At 45.5% G+C, this 16732-nt stretch carries 13 protein-coding genes and 6 tRNA genes; 16 read left to right on the top strand and 3 right to left on the bottom strand.

Annotated elements, in window-relative coordinates:
* The first annotated feature begins 55 nt into the window (after window positions 1-55).
* The 6 genes from L1D60_RS23235 (at window position 56) to L1D60_RS23210 (ending at window position 792) form a co-directional block, all read left to right on the top strand.
* Window positions 56-132, top strand: a tRNA-Met gene (locus L1D60_RS23235).
* Between the two features lie 32 nt (window positions 133-164).
* Window positions 165-240, top strand: a tRNA-Gly gene (locus L1D60_RS23230).
* A gap of 142 nt (window positions 241-382) precedes the next feature.
* Window positions 383-459, top strand: a tRNA-Met gene (locus L1D60_RS23225).
* Window positions 460-491: 32 nt separating this feature from the next.
* Window positions 492-567: transfer RNA gene (locus tag L1D60_RS23220), tRNA-Gly, on the top strand.
* 39 nt (window positions 568-606) lie between these two features.
* Window positions 607-683, top strand: a tRNA-Met gene (locus L1D60_RS23215).
* 33 nt (window positions 684-716) lie between these two features.
* A tRNA-Gly gene (locus tag L1D60_RS23210) sits at window positions 717-792 on the top strand.
* 703 nt (window positions 793-1495) lie between these two features.
* On the opposite strand, the gene queG is transcribed toward L1D60_RS23210, so the two are convergent.
* Window positions 1496-2677, bottom strand: coding sequence for a tRNA epoxyqueuosine(34) reductase QueG (queG, locus tag L1D60_RS23205; RefSeq protein WP_239843159.1), 1182 nt, complete (start codon window positions 2675-2677; stop codon window positions 1496-1498).
* A gap of 210 nt (window positions 2678-2887) precedes the next feature.
* Here queG and tsaE point away from each other — a divergent pair, with 210 nt between their 5' ends.
* The 8 genes from tsaE to hflC all read left to right on the top strand — a co-directional run bounded on the left by tsaE (window position 2888) and on the right by hflC (window position 12206).
* Window positions 2888-3352, top strand: coding sequence for a tRNA (adenosine(37)-N6)-threonylcarbamoyltransferase complex ATPase subunit type 1 TsaE (tsaE, locus tag L1D60_RS23200; protein ID WP_150872913.1), 465 nt, complete (start codon window positions 2888-2890; stop codon window positions 3350-3352).
* Window positions 3346-5076, top strand: a complete 1731-nt coding sequence (locus L1D60_RS23195) for an N-acetylmuramoyl-L-alanine amidase (RefSeq protein WP_239843158.1) — start codon at window positions 3346-3348, stop codon at window positions 5074-5076. Before tsaE ends, L1D60_RS23195 begins: the two co-directional genes overlap by 7 nt.
* Before the next feature lie 9 nt (window positions 5077-5085).
* A complete protein-coding gene (gene mutL, locus L1D60_RS23190) occupies window positions 5086-7182 on the top strand; it encodes a DNA mismatch repair endonuclease MutL (protein WP_239843157.1) in 2097 nt (698 codons plus the stop codon).
* Between the two features lie 84 nt (window positions 7183-7266).
* Complete coding sequence (miaA, locus tag L1D60_RS23185; RefSeq protein WP_239843156.1) at window positions 7267-8199, top strand: tRNA (adenosine(37)-N6)-dimethylallyltransferase MiaA; 933 nt, start codon at window positions 7267-7269, stop codon at window positions 8197-8199.
* 193 nt (window positions 8200-8392) lie between these two features.
* Window positions 8393-8653 (top strand): RNA chaperone Hfq, encoded by a 261-nt coding sequence (gene hfq / locus L1D60_RS23180; RefSeq protein WP_032551489.1) that lies wholly within the window; start codon window positions 8393-8395, stop codon window positions 8651-8653.
* A 44-nt stretch (window positions 8654-8697) separates the two neighbouring features.
* The gene (gene hflX, locus L1D60_RS23175; protein ID WP_239843155.1) at window positions 8698-10005 is read left to right on the top strand and encodes a ribosome rescue GTPase HflX; all 1308 of its coding nucleotides are present in this window, start codon (window positions 8698-8700) and stop codon (window positions 10003-10005) included.
* Window positions 10006-10032: 27 nt separating this feature from the next.
* Entirely contained in the window at window positions 10033-11223 is a 1191-nt protein-coding gene (hflK, locus tag L1D60_RS23170; RefSeq protein WP_239843154.1) for an FtsH protease activity modulator HflK, read from the top strand.
* A 2-nt stretch (window positions 11224-11225) separates the two neighbouring features.
* Window positions 11226-12206, top strand: coding sequence for a protease modulator HflC (gene hflC / locus L1D60_RS23165; RefSeq protein WP_239843153.1), 981 nt, complete (start codon window positions 11226-11228; stop codon window positions 12204-12206).
* Between the two features lie 167 nt (window positions 12207-12373).
* Here hflC and L1D60_RS23160 read toward each other — a convergent pair whose 3' ends face one another.
* Entirely contained in the window at window positions 12374-12562 is a 189-nt protein-coding gene (locus L1D60_RS23160) for a DUF2065 domain-containing protein (protein WP_239843152.1), read from the bottom strand.
* Between the two features lie 172 nt (window positions 12563-12734).
* Between L1D60_RS23160 and L1D60_RS23155 the strand changes: the two genes are divergently transcribed.
* Both L1D60_RS23155 and L1D60_RS23150 read left to right on the top strand, forming a co-directional pair.
* The gene (locus L1D60_RS23155) at window positions 12735-14051 is read left to right on the top strand and encodes an adenylosuccinate synthase (RefSeq protein ID WP_032549903.1); all 1317 of its coding nucleotides are present in this window, start codon (window positions 12735-12737) and stop codon (window positions 14049-14051) included.
* A 280-nt stretch (window positions 14052-14331) separates the two neighbouring features.
* On the top strand, window positions 14332-14967 hold the full coding sequence (locus L1D60_RS23150) for a tetratricopeptide repeat protein (RefSeq protein ID WP_150872908.1): 636 nt from the start codon (window positions 14332-14334) through the stop codon (window positions 14965-14967).
* Window positions 14968-15095: 128 nt separating this feature from the next.
* On the opposite strand, the gene L1D60_RS23145 is transcribed toward L1D60_RS23150, so the two are convergent.
* A complete protein-coding gene (locus L1D60_RS23145; RefSeq protein ID WP_239843160.1) occupies window positions 15096-16505 on the bottom strand; it encodes an amidohydrolase in 1410 nt (469 codons plus the stop codon).
* Between the last annotated feature and the right edge of the window lie 227 nt (window positions 16506-16732).

Genomic DNA, 16732 nt, shown 5'->3' with positions numbered 1-16732 from the left:
TTCGTGTGTCGCTCCAATTTGATAGCTTTCATTGTGCTTAACAATGACATCCGGACGCGGGATGGAGCAGCTTGGTAGCTCGTCGGGCTCATAACCCGAAGGTCGTCGGTTCAAATCCGGCTCCCGCAACCAYATTACAGTTAAACGCATTAGCGGTTAATTATGCGACACTAGCTCAGCTGGTAGAGCGCAACCTTGCCAAGGTTGAGGTCACGAGTTCGAACCTCGTGTGTCGCTCCATTTTGAAAGTGAAACATGAAGAGCATTCTGGCAGAGTGCAATCCTTGCCAAGGTTGAGGTCACGCCTAAGCCTGGAAGATCGGGAACTTCGTGTGTCGCTCCAATTTGATAGCTTTCATTGTGCTTAACAATGACATCCGGACGCGGGATGGAGCAGCTTGGTAGCTCGTCGGGCTCATAACCCGAAGGTCGTCGGTTCAAATCCGGCTCCCGCAACCACATTACAGTTAAACGCAWTAGCGGTTAACTATGCGACACTAGCTCAGCTGGTAGAGCGCAACCTTGCCAAGGTTGAGGTCACGAGTTCGAACCTCGTGTGTCGCTCCAAWTTGATAGCTTTCATTGTGCTTAACAATGACATCCGGACGCGGGATGGAGCAGCTTGGTAGCTCGTCGGGCTCATAACCCGAAGGTCGTCGGTTCAAATCCGGCTCCCGCAACCACATTACAGTTAAACGCAATAGCGGTTAACTTATGCGACACTAGCTCAGCTGGTAGAGCGCAACCTTGCCAAGGTTGAGGTCACGAGTTCGAACCTCGTGTGTCGCTCCATTTTTAGAGTTGTATATGAAGGGCATTCTGGCAGAGTGCAATCCTTGCCAAGGTTGAGGTCACGCCTAAGCCTTGAAGATCGGGAACCTCGTGTGTCGCTCCAATTTCTTTCTAAGCTATCTAGCTTGGATATAGGCTTTAAGCCTAAGCTCTTTCTTTAATGCTGCGAAGCATCATCCCTTAAAAAAGAAAACAATCCTCCAATACACTTGGTGGATATTTTTTTGTCTCAAATTTGTCTTAGCTAATGGAATGCTAATAACTATCAGGTTTCTAAAGAAGATATCTGAGGTTTTTCACATCTGTAAACAGACTTATCCACACTTTATTTGATGTGGATAACTTGGTTGATAAAGTTATTTCAGCCTTAATTCTCAAGTGCTACTGAAAAGATCCTTTCTAATACAATTTCTCTAAATTGTTTAATTTTTCTTTAAGTTGTTGTTTTTAATTGATTTTGTTTGGTTGGGTAGGTTGCTTTGAGGATCGTTAACTTGTTGTTTATTGATCTTAGTCATTTATCTGAACTGTGTTTAACTTTGCAGCCATGTGGAAAGTTTGAGGGAAATTAAATTTTTTTCCACATTATAAAATTTGAGAACAAGGTCAAACATTGTGCTTGAATTCTATGAAACAGCTTACCGTCATTTTGCCGCTAAGCTTGATATATCAAGCTTATCGACGGATATTCATGGTGAATGTACTAAGCGTCTCTTGGTAGGCCTTTCTCTACAATTCGAATCAGTCGCTTCTTCTTGCTCTCAATCTTATTCACAGACTCTTTAGAAGTGCTTTCCGAAAGAGAAGATATTGCTGAAAGACTAGCTTGTACTGAGCTTGGCAATTGTTGGTTCTGCTTCTCTAACGCCCATTGGATATGTTCATCGAGCATCTCACTGTTACCTAAATGAGACTCCAAAATATCAATGATGCGTTGTTGGAAAGGTGCATTTCCCATCGCGACGAATAAATTTCGTAGCCATTGCGTATGTCCAATGCGTCGAATCGCAGAACCTTCCATCTTTTTCAGAAAGGTTGCCTCATCCCAGCTTGCGAGTGTGACTAAATCGATATCTTGGAATGCTTCACGGCGATGAAAGTCGCTTTGCTTGCTGACGTCAGCATGTCGATTCCAAGGGCAAACCAATTGGCAGTCATCACAACCATAGATTCGGTTGCCAATGGCTTCACGAAATTCAAGCGGGATAATGCCATCGAATTCGATGGTTAGATAAGAGATACAGCGACGAGCATCCACAATCCCCTCTTCGATGATGGCACCGGTTGGGCAAGATGTCATGCAAGCAGTACATTTGCCACACTCTTCCGTATTCGCTTCATCCACAGGCAGTGGAATATTGACCAGTAGCTCGCCAAGGAAAAACCATGAACCCGCTTCTTTATCTAGGATCAGTGAGTGCTTGCCCGTCCAACCTAGGCCAGCCTTTTGAGCTAGTGGTCGTTCTAAGATCGGGGCGGAGTCGACGAATGGACGATAGTCTAGGCCTTCAATCTCTTTTTCGATTTTTTGACCGAGCTTTTTTAACTGATTGCGAAACAGTTTATGGTAGTCACGGCCTAGTGCGTAACGACTGATATAACCTTGTGTGTTGTCAGTAAGATTGGTCGCGAACTGTGCTTCAGGCGGGAGGTAGTTCATGCGCGCGCTGATCACACGAATGGTACCAGGGTGTAACTCATCAGGTCTCGCACGCATCATGCCGTGGCGTGCCATCCAGTCCATGTCACCATGGTAACCAGCGTCTAGCCATGCTTGTAACGCAGGTTCATGCTCACTTAAATCGACGTCACAAATTCCCACCTTTTGGAAGCCGAGCTCTTGTCCCCAAGTTTTAATTTGTTCAGCGAGGTGGTCTAAATTCATAGCTTAGTAACAACTTTTTATCGTGGCATGAGCGAAAATGGGAGCGGATCTTAACGGATCTTAATAGCATTGACCAGAACAGAGGCAAATTCCTGGCGATTTTTCATATTACTTACACTTGAATGCTTGTCTCTCAAAACCTTCACGGTTTACTATTCTTGTTCTTTTGATTTTTATATAGTCAACGATCGATTTTTAGAGAACGTATTCATGAGCACGAAACAATTTACTTTGAAAGATGAGCAAGCAACGATTCAACTGGGGACGGAGCTTTCAAATCTATGCTCACAGCAAACCACTATCTATTTGCATGGCGATCTTGGCGCAGGTAAAACGACGTTCAGTCGTGGCTTTGTAAAAGCGCTTGGCCATCAAGGAAATGTAAAGAGCCCAACATATACTCTGGTTGAACCATATCAATTGGCAGATTGGCAGGTATATCACTTCGACCTATACCGCCTTGCCGATCCTGAAGAGCTAGAGTTTATGGGAATCCGTGACTATTTCACTCCTGATGCTATTTGTTTAGTTGAATGGCCAGAGAAAGGGGAAGGTTTATTGCCTGAAGCCGATCTTGATATCGATATCCGTTACCAAGATGATCATCGAGTCGTCTCTTTAACCGCTAACAGTGAATATGGACAACGCTTACTTAGTCAGTTGGAGTTATGTTGATTTCTAAACGCCTTCTTTCCACAGTGGCCATGATGGCCGCTGTTTTCTCATTACTGTTTTCTTCCCTTGCTGCTGCGAACTCTCTGAAAGGGTTGCGTGTATGGCCTTCTCCTGAAGAAACCCGAGTTGTTATTGATCTAAAGTCTGAAGCAGACTTTAGTTATTTTACTTTGACCAGCCCCAACCGTTTGGTGGTTGATCTTAAGCGCACCAACCTCGCGACTAAATTACCGGTCACCGTTACAGATAGCCCGGTATTAAAAAAGATCCGTAAGAGCTCTCCTCCTGAAAAAACGACTTATCGATTAGTCTTTGAGTTGAAAAAATCGACCAAAGCCGAGATTTTCAAACTGAGTCCAACCCCAGGCGGGCAATATGGTCACCGCTTAGTGATCGATCTTCCTCACGGTGATACGAAAACGTCGTCGGCAAGTTCAAGCTCCTCAAGCAATTCAACGGTCAGCAAGAGTATTGATCAAGTTCAGCGCAAGAAAGATATCTTGATCGTGATCGATCCTGGGCATGGTGGTGAGGATCCAGGCTCAATCGGCCCTTCTGGGAAATATGAGAAAAATACCGTCTTAAGTATTTCTCGTAAAGTTGCGGCTAAGTTGGATGCGGTACCGGGCGTGAAAACTCGAATGACGCGAAATGCCGATTACTTCGTTAACTTGAACCGCCGTGTTGCGATTGCTCGTGAAAATGAAGCGCATCTGTTGATCTCGATTCACGCAGACGCATTCACGACCCCTCAACCTCGTGGTGGTTCAGTGTTTGTACTCAACACTCGTCGTGCCAATACCGAGATCTCCCGTTGGATTGAGAATAAAGAGAAACAATCTGAATTACTTGGCGGAGGCGGAGCGGCTTTCACCAACAATATCGATGATAAGAACGTTAACCAAACTCTGTTAGACCTGCAATTTAGTCACTCTCAAAAAGAGGGCTACAAATTGGCAACGGAAATCCTATCTGAGATGGGCAAAGTGGCAAAGCTGCATAACCGTAAACCAATCAACACCAGTCTAGCGGTATTACGTTCACCACAAATTCCTTCGGTACTGGTTGAAACCGGCTTTATCTCTAATCCGACAGAAGAGAAGCTGCTGTTCCAGCGTTCGCACCAAGATAAGCTAGCGACCGCGATTACTACAGCAGTAGTGAAATATCTGAAAGCGAACCCGCCAGAAGGTATGGTGCTGTCTAACAATGCAAGACCGACGTCAGCCCCTGTTGTTTCGACTATTACTCATAAGGTGGCGCGCGGTGAATCGCTGTCTGTGATCGCTAAGAAGTACGGAACGACCACTCAAAACTTAGTGACCATGAACAACCTGAAATCGACAAGCTTAGCGATTGGCCAGAAGTTAAAGGTGCCGGGGGCCAAACAGAGTACAAGTAGCGCTGTTGAACAACGCACTCTTACTCACGTGGTTCAGCGTGGCGAGTTCCTAGGCGGAATTGCTAAGAAATATGGTGTCAGTGTTGCAGCCATTAAACGTGAGAACAACTTAAGATCTGACGTCGTAAAGGTTGGTCAAAAACTTAAGATTACAGTCAGCGTTAAAGCGTTGCCGCTGCGTAAACACAAAGTCGTACGTGGAGACTATCTTGGTAAGATTGCCTCTAAATATGGGGTAACAGTAGAGAGTATCCGCAAGGCGAACAAACTGCGCTCTGATGGCTTGGCCGTTGGGCAAGTGTTGGTTATTCCGCATAAGTAGAGAGCCATTATGACGATTAAGATATTACCTGCACGTCTTGCCAACCAAATTGCTGCTGGTGAAGTGGTTGAAAGACCGGCTTCAGTGGTTAAGGAGTTGGTGGAAAACAGCTTAGATTCAGGTGCAACCCGTATCGATATTGATATCGAGAAGGGCGGCGCTAAGCTGATCCGTGTTCGTGATAATGGTAAGGGCATCGTCAAAGATGAGTTAGGCCTGGCACTAAGCCGTCATGCAACATCAAAGATTCATACTCTTGATGACCTTGAAGCGATTGTAAGTCTAGGCTTTCGTGGTGAAGCACTGGCGAGTATTAGCTCGGTAGCGCGTTTAACCATGACCTCGCGACCAGCGACGCAAGACCAAGCGTGGGCGGCGTATAGCGAAGGGCGTGACATGGCAGTAAAACTACAACCAGCAGCACACCCAATCGGCACCTCCGTCGAAGTCTTAGATCTATTCTTTAATACGCCGGCAAGACGTAAGTTTCTGCGTACTGAAAAAACCGAATTTACTCATATTGATGAGCTGCTAAAGCGCATTGCCTTGAGCCGCTTCGATGTGACGATTAACCTACGTCACAACGGCAAGATGGTTCGCCAGTACCGTGCAGCAAAAACTGAGATTCAAGCGGAAAAACGTATTGCGGCTGTGTGTGGCAATGCTTTCGTGCGTCATATGCTCAAGATTGAGTTAGAGCACCAAGGGCTTAGGCTCCATGGTTGGATCACCACTCCTGAGGGGGCAAGACAGCAAAGTGACCTGCAATATTGCTATGTGAATGGCCGTATGATGCGTGACAAGCTGATCAATCACGCGATTCGTCAAAGTTATGAGACTAGCCTTCGTCCCGATCAATTTGCCACTTACGTGCTATTCATTGAGCTAGACCCACACCAAGTGGACGTGAATGTTCATCCGGCCAAACACGAGGTGCGCTTTCATCAAGCTCGTTTGGTACATGACTTTATCTATCAAGCGTTGAGTGATGGTTTAGCGCAAACTAAGCACATTGATGCAGCGCCTGTTAATCAGTCTGCTTTCCATCAAGCTGAACCAGAGTCGAGCGATGATGTCATTGATTCCACTGAAGGTGTTGATACTTTTGTTTCGACTCCACAACCTTCTTCTTCGATAGACATTTCTCAAGCACCGGAGCGAGCAAGAGAGGCGATCGACAAGACCCCGGCTTATCCAAGAAAAGCGGAATCAGAACGTGTCCGAGAGAGTGTTCAAGATCGCACATCGAATTACTCACTAGGCCAAGAGCAAAGTCAGCACGCTAGTGGTAGACAGAGCTTTACTGGCTCTCCGCGTCAAGAGTGGATTGAATCACGTCCTGCGCCGAAACCTGATAAACCTTCGAACCAACATCATGCAGAACCGGCACCATCTAAGCGTGAAGTGAAAGCTTACAAAGAGCTACTCAAAACGCCAGATTTCCCAAGTTCAACAACAGGTGAAAGTTCGCATTTACCAAGCCCACAACCGAAGGCTGAATCAGTCGTTGATCGTGTACCTGCAGAAAGGCCGATCATTGCTGAGCTTGGCAAAGCGATTACTGTGGTTAATCAACAGTATTTGGCGATGGGAAGTAAAAATGGTTGCTTGCTGCTGTCATTAGCTAAAGCAGAATTCTTGCGGGTCGTCGGACAGATGAATACTCAGCATGGATCCTTAAAAAGCCAACCTTTATTGGTGCCTTTATCGATGAAAGTTGGTGGTGAGCTGGTTGAAGTGGCCAAGGCATTAAGTCCTCAATTGAATCTGCTGGGTATCGAATTAAAAGCGAGAAACAGCGAAGCGATCATGGTGATGGGCGTACCATCACCTCTAAGACAGCAAAACTTACAAATTTTAATCCCAGATCTGTTATCGTACGCGGCTTCGCTCAATATCCAGTCTAATAGTGCTCAAACTATGCAACAGTTAGTAAATTGGATTGGTGTTCAAACCGCACAGGTAAAAAGCGACTACACTTTATCTGAGGCGGTTCAATTAGTTGGGGAACTTGAACAGCTCTGGCAAGGTCTACTTCCATTAGATGACCCTGAGTTTGTGAACCCAGTTGATTTTTCGGCGACTATTGCAGCATTTACGATTTAATTTATTGAGTTGCGCCTTTAAGTTCGCGCAGCAATAAGCTCTGACAAACAGAGCGCTTTAACAGAGAAGCAACAACAAAATATCATGACTCAGAAACTACCTTTAGCACTGTTTTTAATGGGGCCAACCGCATCAGGTAAAACAGATCTAGCCATTCGCCTACGTCAGAAGTTCCCAGTAGAGATCATCAGTGTGGACTCGGCGTTGATCTACAAAGATATGGATATTGGTACTGCGAAACCAGACGCAGAAGAGTTAGCGCTTGCTCCTCATCGCTTGATCGACATTTTAGATCCAAGTGAATCTTACTCTGCGGCAGATTTTCGTCGTGATGCACTCAAAGAGATGAACGACATTGTTGCGGCAGGAAAAATACCATTATTGGTCGGTGGTACTATGCTTTACTACAAGGCATTGCTAGAAGGGCTATCCCCTTTACCAGCGGCAGACCAAGAGATTCGTAAACAGATTGAAGCAGAGGCAAACGAGCATGGCTGGCAAGTTATGCATGATCAATTAAGAGAGGTTGATCCAGTATCTGCGGAAAGAATTCATCCAAATGATCCACAAAGACTGTCAAGAGCATTGGAAGTTTTTCGAATTTCGGGTAAAACATTAACAGAGCTAACTCAAACGAAGGGCGATAGCCTGCCATTTCGTGTGAAGCAATTTGCTATAGCTCCCAAGGAAAGGGCTGAACTGCATCGTCGTATTGAACTGCGTTTCGAGAAAATGATAGAGGCAGGTTTCGAAGATGAGATGAAGGCGTTATACGCTCGAGATGATCTTCATCCTGATCTACCATCGATCCGTTGCGTAGGATATCGTCAGATGTGGGACTATTTAGATGGGAATTGTGACCTTGATGAAGCGGTATTCCGTGGAGTCTGTGCAACCCGTCAATTGGCCAAGCGCCAAATCACCTGGTTACGCAGTTGGGATGATTTAACTTGGTTAGATAGCGAAAACATTGAACAAGCGCTAGAAACTCTTTCAGATGCAATAGCATCTGACTAGCATAGCTGTGTATAATGTGATCGCTTTTGCGTGAATATACTCTGGAAAGGATCCGTTATTGAGGCTTTTTAAACTTACAGCCTTTCAATAACAACGGAGTTTTTTTATTCGTTTAGCTCAGATGCAAAGGCCGCACCTTTTTGTGCACCACTAGCTAAATAATTACAACAAAATACAAAATAAGGAAAATAAAATGGCTAAGGGGCAATCGCTGCAAGACCCATTTCTAAATGCACTTCGTCGTGAGCGCATTCCAGTATCAATCTACCTTGTTAACGGCATTAAGCTGCAAGGTCAGATCGAATCTTTTGATCAGTTCGTGATCTTATTGAAGAACACAGTAAACCAAATGGTTTACAAGCATGCTATTTCTACAGTGGTTCCTGCTCGTGCAGTTAGCCACCACAGCGGTGAGCGTGCGCCTGCTGATCGTTCAGAGAAATCTGAAGATTAATCGTTCAATCAATACAGCTAAAGCTGTAATAAGGAGTTGGTTGCTTGTTTGACCGTTATGAATCCGGTGAGCGAGCCGTACTTGTTCATATCAACTTCACGCAAGAGGGTGAATGGGAAGACCTAAGCGAATGTGAAATGCTGGTCTCCTCTGCGGGGGTAGAAACACTACAAGTTATTACTGGTAGTCGTCAGTCCCCGCACCCTAAATACTACGTCGGAGAGGGTAAAGCCCAAGAAATCGCTCAAGCCGTTCAGCTAACTGGGGCTGAAATTGTGATTTTTAATCACGCCCTCTCTCCTGCCCAAGAGCGCAACCTAGAGCACTTGTGTAAGTGTCGTGTGATTGACCGCACCGGTCTTATCTTAGATATCTTTGCACAGCGTGCGCGAACTCATGAAGGTAAGCTACAAGTTGAGCTTGCTCAGCTTCGTCATATCTCTACTCGACTGATTCGCGGTTGGACCCACCTTGAGAGACAAAAAGGTGGTATCGGTCTTCGTGGTCCAGGTGAAACTCAACTAGAAACAGATCGACGTCTGTTGCGTGACCGTATAAAAGCGATATTGCGTCGTTTAGCGAAAGTAGCTAAGCAGCGTGAACAGGGCCGCCGTGCTCGTAATCGAGCTGAAATCCCAACCATTTCTCTTGTTGGTTATACCAACGCAGGGAAATCAACACTGTTTAACCAGATCACCCGTGCTGGTGTTTACGCCGCAGACCAACTGTTTGCAACGCTAGACCCAACACTACGTAAAATCGATCTGACGGATGTAGGTCCGGCAATCCTTGCAGATACTGTAGGATTTATTCGTCACCTACCGCACGATTTGGTCGCTGCATTTAAAGCAACGTTACAAGAGACGCAGGAAGCTGACATTTTGTTACATGTTGTTGATGCCAGTGATGACCGCTTTCGTGAGAATATTCAGGCAGTTCATGATGTATTAGAAGAAATCGATGCTCATGAGGTGCCAACCCTTGTAGTCATGAACAAGATTGACTGCATGGAAGACCAAAAACCTCGCATTGAACGAGACGAAGAGGGCGCTCCTCGCGCTGTTTGGGTCTCTGCAATGGAAGGTGAAGGCATTGAGTTACTGTTTGAGGCGCTGACAGAACGTCTAGCAAGCCAAATGGTTCAATATCGACTGTGTATTCCACCTCAACATCAGGGCCGTATTCGTAGTCTGTTTTTTCAGTTGAAATCTATTCAACAAGAAGAATATGATGAAAAGGGTAACCTGTTGATAGATATCCGAATGCAACAAGTGGATTGGTCTAAACTAGAAAAAAGAGAAGGGGCACTCTTAGGTGACTTTATCGTTTCCGAAGAGACTGCTACAGTATAACGTCATATCAAATGATGGAGCTTTCTAATGGCGTGGAATGAGCCTGGAAATAACAACGGCGATAACGGCCGCGATAATGACCCTTGGGGTAATAAAAATAATCGCGGTGGCCGAGATCAAGGACCGCCAGACTTAGACGAAGTGTTTAACAAACTGAGTCAAAAGTTGGGTGGCAAGTTTGGTAAAAAAGGTGGCAACGGTTCATCTGTTGGCGGCGGCGGTGCAATTGGCTTTGGTGTCATTGCAGTTATCGCTATCGCAATTTGGTTCTTTGCGGGTTTCTACACCGTAGGGGAAGCAGAGAGAGCTGTGGTACTTCGATTAGGTCAGTTCGACCGTATTGAAGAGCCGGGCCTTAACTGGCACCCACGTTTCATCGATCAAATTAGCGATGAACAACTGGTTAACGTTCAAGCAATTCGTTCACTGCGTGCTTCAGGCACCATGCTGACCAAAGACGAGAACGTTGTGACGGTTGAAATGGGTGTTCAATACCGTGTTTCAGACCCATACAAATACTTGTATCGTGTAACTAACGCGGATGACAGCTTGCGCCAAGCAACAGACTCTGCGCTTCGTGCGGTAATCGGTGACTCACTAATGGATAGTATCCTAACAAGTGGTCGTCAACAGATCCGTCAAAGCACTCAAGAAACACTGAACCGTATTATCGATAGCTACGACATGGGTATCCTGATCGTAGATGTGAACTTCCAGTCGGCTCGTCCACCTGAGCAAGTGAAAGATGCATTTGATGATGCAATCGCGGCTCGTGAGGATGAAGAGCGTTTCGAGCGTGAAGCAGAAGCTTACCGAAACGACATTCTTCCAAAAGCGACAGGTCGTGCTGAGCGTTTGAAGAAAGAAGCGGTGGGTTACTCAGAGCGCACAGTTAACGGTGCACTTGGTCAAGTAGCTCAGTTTGAAAAGCTACTTCCTGAATATCAAGCGGCTCCTGAAGTAACACGTAACCGTCTGTACCTAGATACAATGGAAAAAGTGTACTCAAGTACGTCGAAAGTGCTGATTGATTCTGAATCGAGCGGTAACCTGCTTTACCTACCGATTGATAAGTTAGGCGCTCAAGGTGGTTCTACGTCGGGCTCTCGCTCTACTAAAGCCCCATCAGCTTACGATCAGATTGAGCTAGAAACTCAAACTGAAACGCCATCGAGCTCTCAGTCTCGTTCAGATAGCTCACGTCAAGGGAGATACTAATAATGCGTAAGTTAATGATCCCTGTATTGGTTGTTGCGCTAGCACTGATGCTGATGTCTGTGTTTGTGATTCCTGAAGGCGAGCGCGGTATCGTGATTCGTTTCGGTCGTGTATTGAAAGATAACAACGACATCTCTCGAATCCACGAACCGGGTCTGCACTTCAAACTGCCACTGTTTGACCGTGTGAAAACTCTAGATGCTCGTATCCAAACAATGGATGGCCGCTCTGACCGCTTCGTAACGTCTGAGAAAAAAGACGTAATCATCGATTCGTACGTGAAATGGCGTATTCAAGACTTCGGTCAATACTACCTAGCAACAGGTGGTGGTAACGCACTAACGGCGCAAGCACTTCTTGAGCGTAAAGTAACAGATGTACTTCGTTCGGAAATCGGTTCTCGTGAGATCAAGCAGATTGTTTCTGGTCCTCGTAACAACGATGTTCTACCAGACTCAGCAGACAGCGAAGAAGTGACAACAGTTGCAGCTGCTGAAGCACTAGAGGTCGATGGTGAGCGTGACAAGATCATGGAAAACGTTCTTGCTGATACGCGTGAAAGTGCACTGAAAGATTTAGGTGTGGAAATTGTCGACTTCCGTATGAAGAAGATTAACCTTCCAGACAACATCAGTGACTCAATCTATAAGCGTATGCGTGCAGAGCGTGAGTCGGTTGCTCGTAAACACCGTTCTCAAGGTCGTGAGCGTGCAGAAGTTATCCGTGCACAAGCTGAACTAGAAGTAGCAACAGTACTGGCAGAAGCTGATCGTACTGCTCGTGTTACTCGAGGTGATGCAGACGCAGAAGCAGCGAAGATCTACTCTGACGCATACAACAAAGATCCTGAGTTCTTTGGTTTCATGCGTTCGCTACAAGCTTATGAAGCGTCATTTAGCGATAAGAGCGACATTCTAGTACTGGATCCGAAGACAGACTTCTTCCAATACATGAACAACGCGAAAGGTGTACAACCTCAATAAGCCAGCAGGCTCAATTGAACCTTTGCACTGTTAAGACATAAAACAAAAGGCTCCCACGATGGGAGCCTTTTTTGTTGGATTCGAATGTCTGACCGTTCTTTAATTCTTCTCGAATCCCGAATCTCGAATCCCGAATCTCGAATCTCGAATCTCGAATCTTTAATGAATCAGCCATAGGTCATGAAAGCAATAACCGCACCTGCGACTACCAAACAACCGCCAAGACGGCGCAGTTGATTGTCGGGCTGTTCGCTAAGCTGCGCCATCATGTTGCGCCAGCCCCTCGGAGCGATAAGTGGCCCTAAGCCTTCGACAATCAAAACCAAGCCAACAGCCAGCCAAATAGAGTGAGACATGATAGGAGCCCTAACAGATAAAAAAGGAATAATATCAGTATCCTTACGCGTTTTGATACTGCCTTATGCGTGTCACCTGTGACCAATTCTCACTATTGTGAACAAAAAATGACTGCAAGAATTGTGATTCGGTGCTAGAATCCATTTTTAACTAGCAACAGATACTGGAAAGATGGGAAATAACGTAGTCGTTCTAGGCACCCAATGGGGTGACGAAGGTAAAGGTAAAATTGTTGACCTTTTAACTGAAGATGCAAAATACGTGGTTCGCTACCAAGGCGGTCACAATGCAGGTCACACACTTGTAATTGACGGTGAAAAAACCGTTCTTCACTTAATTCCATCAGGCATCCTGCGCGATAACGTTAAATGTGTTATCGGTAACGGTGTTGTACTTTCGCCTGAAGCACTTCTTAAAGAAATGAAGCCTCTTGAAGAGCGCGGTATCCCAGTGCGCGAGCGTCTTTTCGTTTCTGAAGCTTGTCCTCTAATTCTTCCGTACCACATCGCTATCGACAACGCGCGTGAAATCGCTCGTGGCGCGAAAGCTATCGGTACAACGGGTCGTGGTATCGGTCCAGCTTACGAAGATAAAGTTGCTCGTCGCGGTCTACGCGTTGGTGACCTTTTCGATAAAGAAATGTTCGCTGAGAAGCTAAAAGAAGTAATGGAATTCCATAACTTCCAACTTGAGCACTTCTACAAAGCTGAAACAGTAAGCTACGAAGAAGTACTTGAGCAGTGCATGGGTTACGCAGATCTACTAACTTCAATGGTTATGGACGTAACTGACGAACTAGACGCAGCACGTAAGCGCGGCGACAAGATCATGTTCGAAGGCGCTCAAGGTACTCTACTAGATATCGACCACGGTACTTACCCATACGTAACTTCTTCTAACACGACTGCTGGTGGTGTTGCTGCAGGTTCTGGTTTTGGTCCTCGTCACATCGGTTACATCCTTGGTATTACTAAGGCTTACTGTACTCGTGTAGGTTCAGGTCCATTCCCAACTGAGCTTTACGATGGTCTAGACAAGCAAGACCCAGTAGGTAAACACCTAGGTGATGTTGGCCACGAGTTTGGTGCAACAACGGGTCGTCTACGTCGTACAGGTTGGTTCGATGCAGTGGCAATGCGCCGTGCAATCCAAATTAACTCTCTAACGGGTATGTGTCTGACTAAGCTAGACGTTCTTGATGGTCTAGAAGAGATCAAGATCTGTACTGGCTATAAAATGGCAGACGGTTCTATCCTAGAAGTTTCGCCAATGGCTGCTGAATCTTTCGAAGAAGCAACCCCAATCTACGAAACAATGCCAGGTTGGTCTGAGACAACATTTGGTGCTAAGACAATCGATGCGCTTCCACAAGCTGCTCTTGATTACATCAAACGTATCGAAGAACTAACAGGCGTACCAGTAGACATCATCTCTACAGGTCCAGACCGTAACGAAACTATTATCAAGGTTCACCCTTACAGCGCATAATGCTGATACACGCAAGTGCATAGATAATAGAAAGTTCTTAGAAAGCCAGCTGAAATACGCTGGCTTTTTTGTACCTGCGATTTACGTTTTGGCGAGTACTACTTTTGAGCGTGATGATCTTTTGTACGCTATCTGGCAAAATATTGCCCATTGGCGGCAAGTTTTGTCTAAAGCGATACGTGTAGTTGCCGATACAGATATCATAGTGAGTGAAATGTAATTGAGTTTTGATAACCCAAAGACTCAATGCGTTTTTAAAACAAGATAATAGAGTGCAGGTATGAAGCTACGAACTGTGGCAGCTTCATTGATAATGGCGCTGAGTTCCTCATTGAGTCATGCAAATTTGGCTGATGTTGGTGAGCCGGTACCCATATACACAGAAGCTGAACTGATCAATCTGATAGAAAAGAACCAACACCTTGAGCGTGTGAAAGCTGATAAGTGCCAATTGGTTGAAGATATTGTTGCGCGAGCGACACGTATCAGTTTGCCTTCTTATGAGTTTTTATACGGCGATATGCTGGCTTGGGGGGTCTGTGTAGAGCAAGATGTTGAGCTTGGTCTCTACTACATGGAAAATGCAGCCCATCAAGGTCTTCCTGCTGCCTTGGAGCAGTTAGGTCGTTACTATTCCCGTGGAACTTTGGTTCAGCAAGACAAAGAACGTGCGATTCCTTATCTGCGTGAAGCGGCATCGATGGGGAACCTTAATGCACGTATCCACTTAGCGGAATTGCTACTGCGTGATTACGGTAGCCCGTTAGATTATGAAGATGCATACCGATGGTTGTATAACTCAGTTACTGCCGATCAGCGTCAACATAAACGCATCTCGGTATTGAGAAGTGGGTTAGAGCAAAGAATGCCAGACAACATCATTGCTCGAGCTAAACGACGCGACGTTTTCTGGTAATAAAGGATCAAAATCCAGTAACGATCTCTGCACTCATTGTTACTGGGTAGAAGATTAAAAAGCCCCGCCTAATTGGATTAGAGCGGGGCTTTTTGCACTTAGATGTTTATTTTTAATGAAAGGTCAGGTTACTGAACCACTTCACCAGACTCAACAACGGTTTCACGAACGACCTTGGTGAAATCTAGCGCTTCTTGACGAATTTTATCTTCATCAACAGTGAGCATGTTGCGGTCTTTCATCAGCAGTTTACCGTCAACAATTGAGTGACGTACGTTACCTGAGTTTGCTGAATACACTAATGCAGAATATGGGTTGTAAACCGGTACCATGTTTGGCGCTTTAGTATCGATCACAATGATGTCAGCAAGTTTGCCGATCTCTAATGATCCGATCTTATCTTCCATGTGTAACGCTTTAGCTGCGCCCATTGTCGCCATGTCGATCACTTTGATCGGAGGCATTGCTGCACGATCTTTATTAACGAGCTTATGAACTTTAGCCACTTGGTTGAACTCATCAATAGTACTTAGAGTGTTACCTGACATTGGACCATCGGTACCCAGACCAATGCGAACCTCTTCATCGTACATCTGCAGAGCTGGAGACACACCTTTCGCTGACTTGATGTTAGCGCTCATGTTGTGAGCCACACCCATGTCAGACTCTTTCACCAATTTAATGTCTTCGTCATCAACCAAGATCATGTGCGCGCCAACCAGATTCTTGTTGAGTGCGCCAATGCTGTGCATGTATTGAACAGGTGATAGGCCATCAGAGCGTTCTGCGATCTTCTCTTCTTCACGATGAGATTCTGCTAGGTGGATCATCACAGGAACATCTAGCTCGAGTGATAGCTTAGCGACTTTTTGTAGGATCTCTGTAGTGTTGGTGTAAGGCGCATGTGGTGCGAACGCTGGAGTAATGCGTGGGTGGTCTTTGTACTCTTCAATAAAGTTAAGCGCGTACTTAATGCCTTCTTCTGCGTTAGCAGCATCGGCTACAGGGAATTTAATCACGGTTTCACCCAGCACTGCACGCATACCAATCTTGTCGACGGTCTTCGCAACTTCATCTTCGAAGTAGTACATATCTGCGTAAGTGGTTACGCCACCTTTCACCATCTCTACGTTACCTAGGTTTGCGCCTATGCGAACCATATCGCGAGAAACCAGTTTCTTCTCTAGTGGGAAGATGTAGCGGTGTAGGCGGTCAGGCACATCGTCAGCCAACGAACGAAATACCGTCATTGAAACGTGAGTATGCGTATTGATAAGACCTGGCATCACGATGTCGCCATCAACATCCAACACTTTTTCAGCCTTGTATTGCTTTTCTAGTGACGCATCACCAACGGCAATGATCTTGTTGTCTTTAACCACTACCGTACCGCTTTCATAGACAGTTTTGTCTTGGTTCATAGTCAGAACCATAGCATCAGTGATCATGAGATCGGCTTTTTCCATGGCGTTGCTTGTCAATGAGAACAGCGATAAACCAGCAATCGCTGAAGCAATTAAGGTGCGTTTTAATTTCATATCAATACTCAGAACAGGAGTTGGTAAATTTTGCTGAATCATAGTCGATTTCATTGATGCCGCAAACGTTTGTTTTATCGTTTGCGTAAAAAGATGGTGAAGAGACTGAATTACGATCGGATATTTCACATCATGAAGATTTGTATCAATCCCAGCTAATTTGTCGGTTTTCTAAAGCATATCTGTAGCTTACCTGTTGCATCGGATATACTAGAGATATATCCCTT

Origin of the sequence: Vibrio sp. Isolate30 (assembly GCF_022397975.1) — a bacterium.
Lineage (GTDB): Bacteria > Pseudomonadota > Gammaproteobacteria > Enterobacterales > Vibrionaceae > Vibrio > Vibrio fortis.
This window is presented reverse-complemented; position numbering and strand designations above follow the sequence as displayed.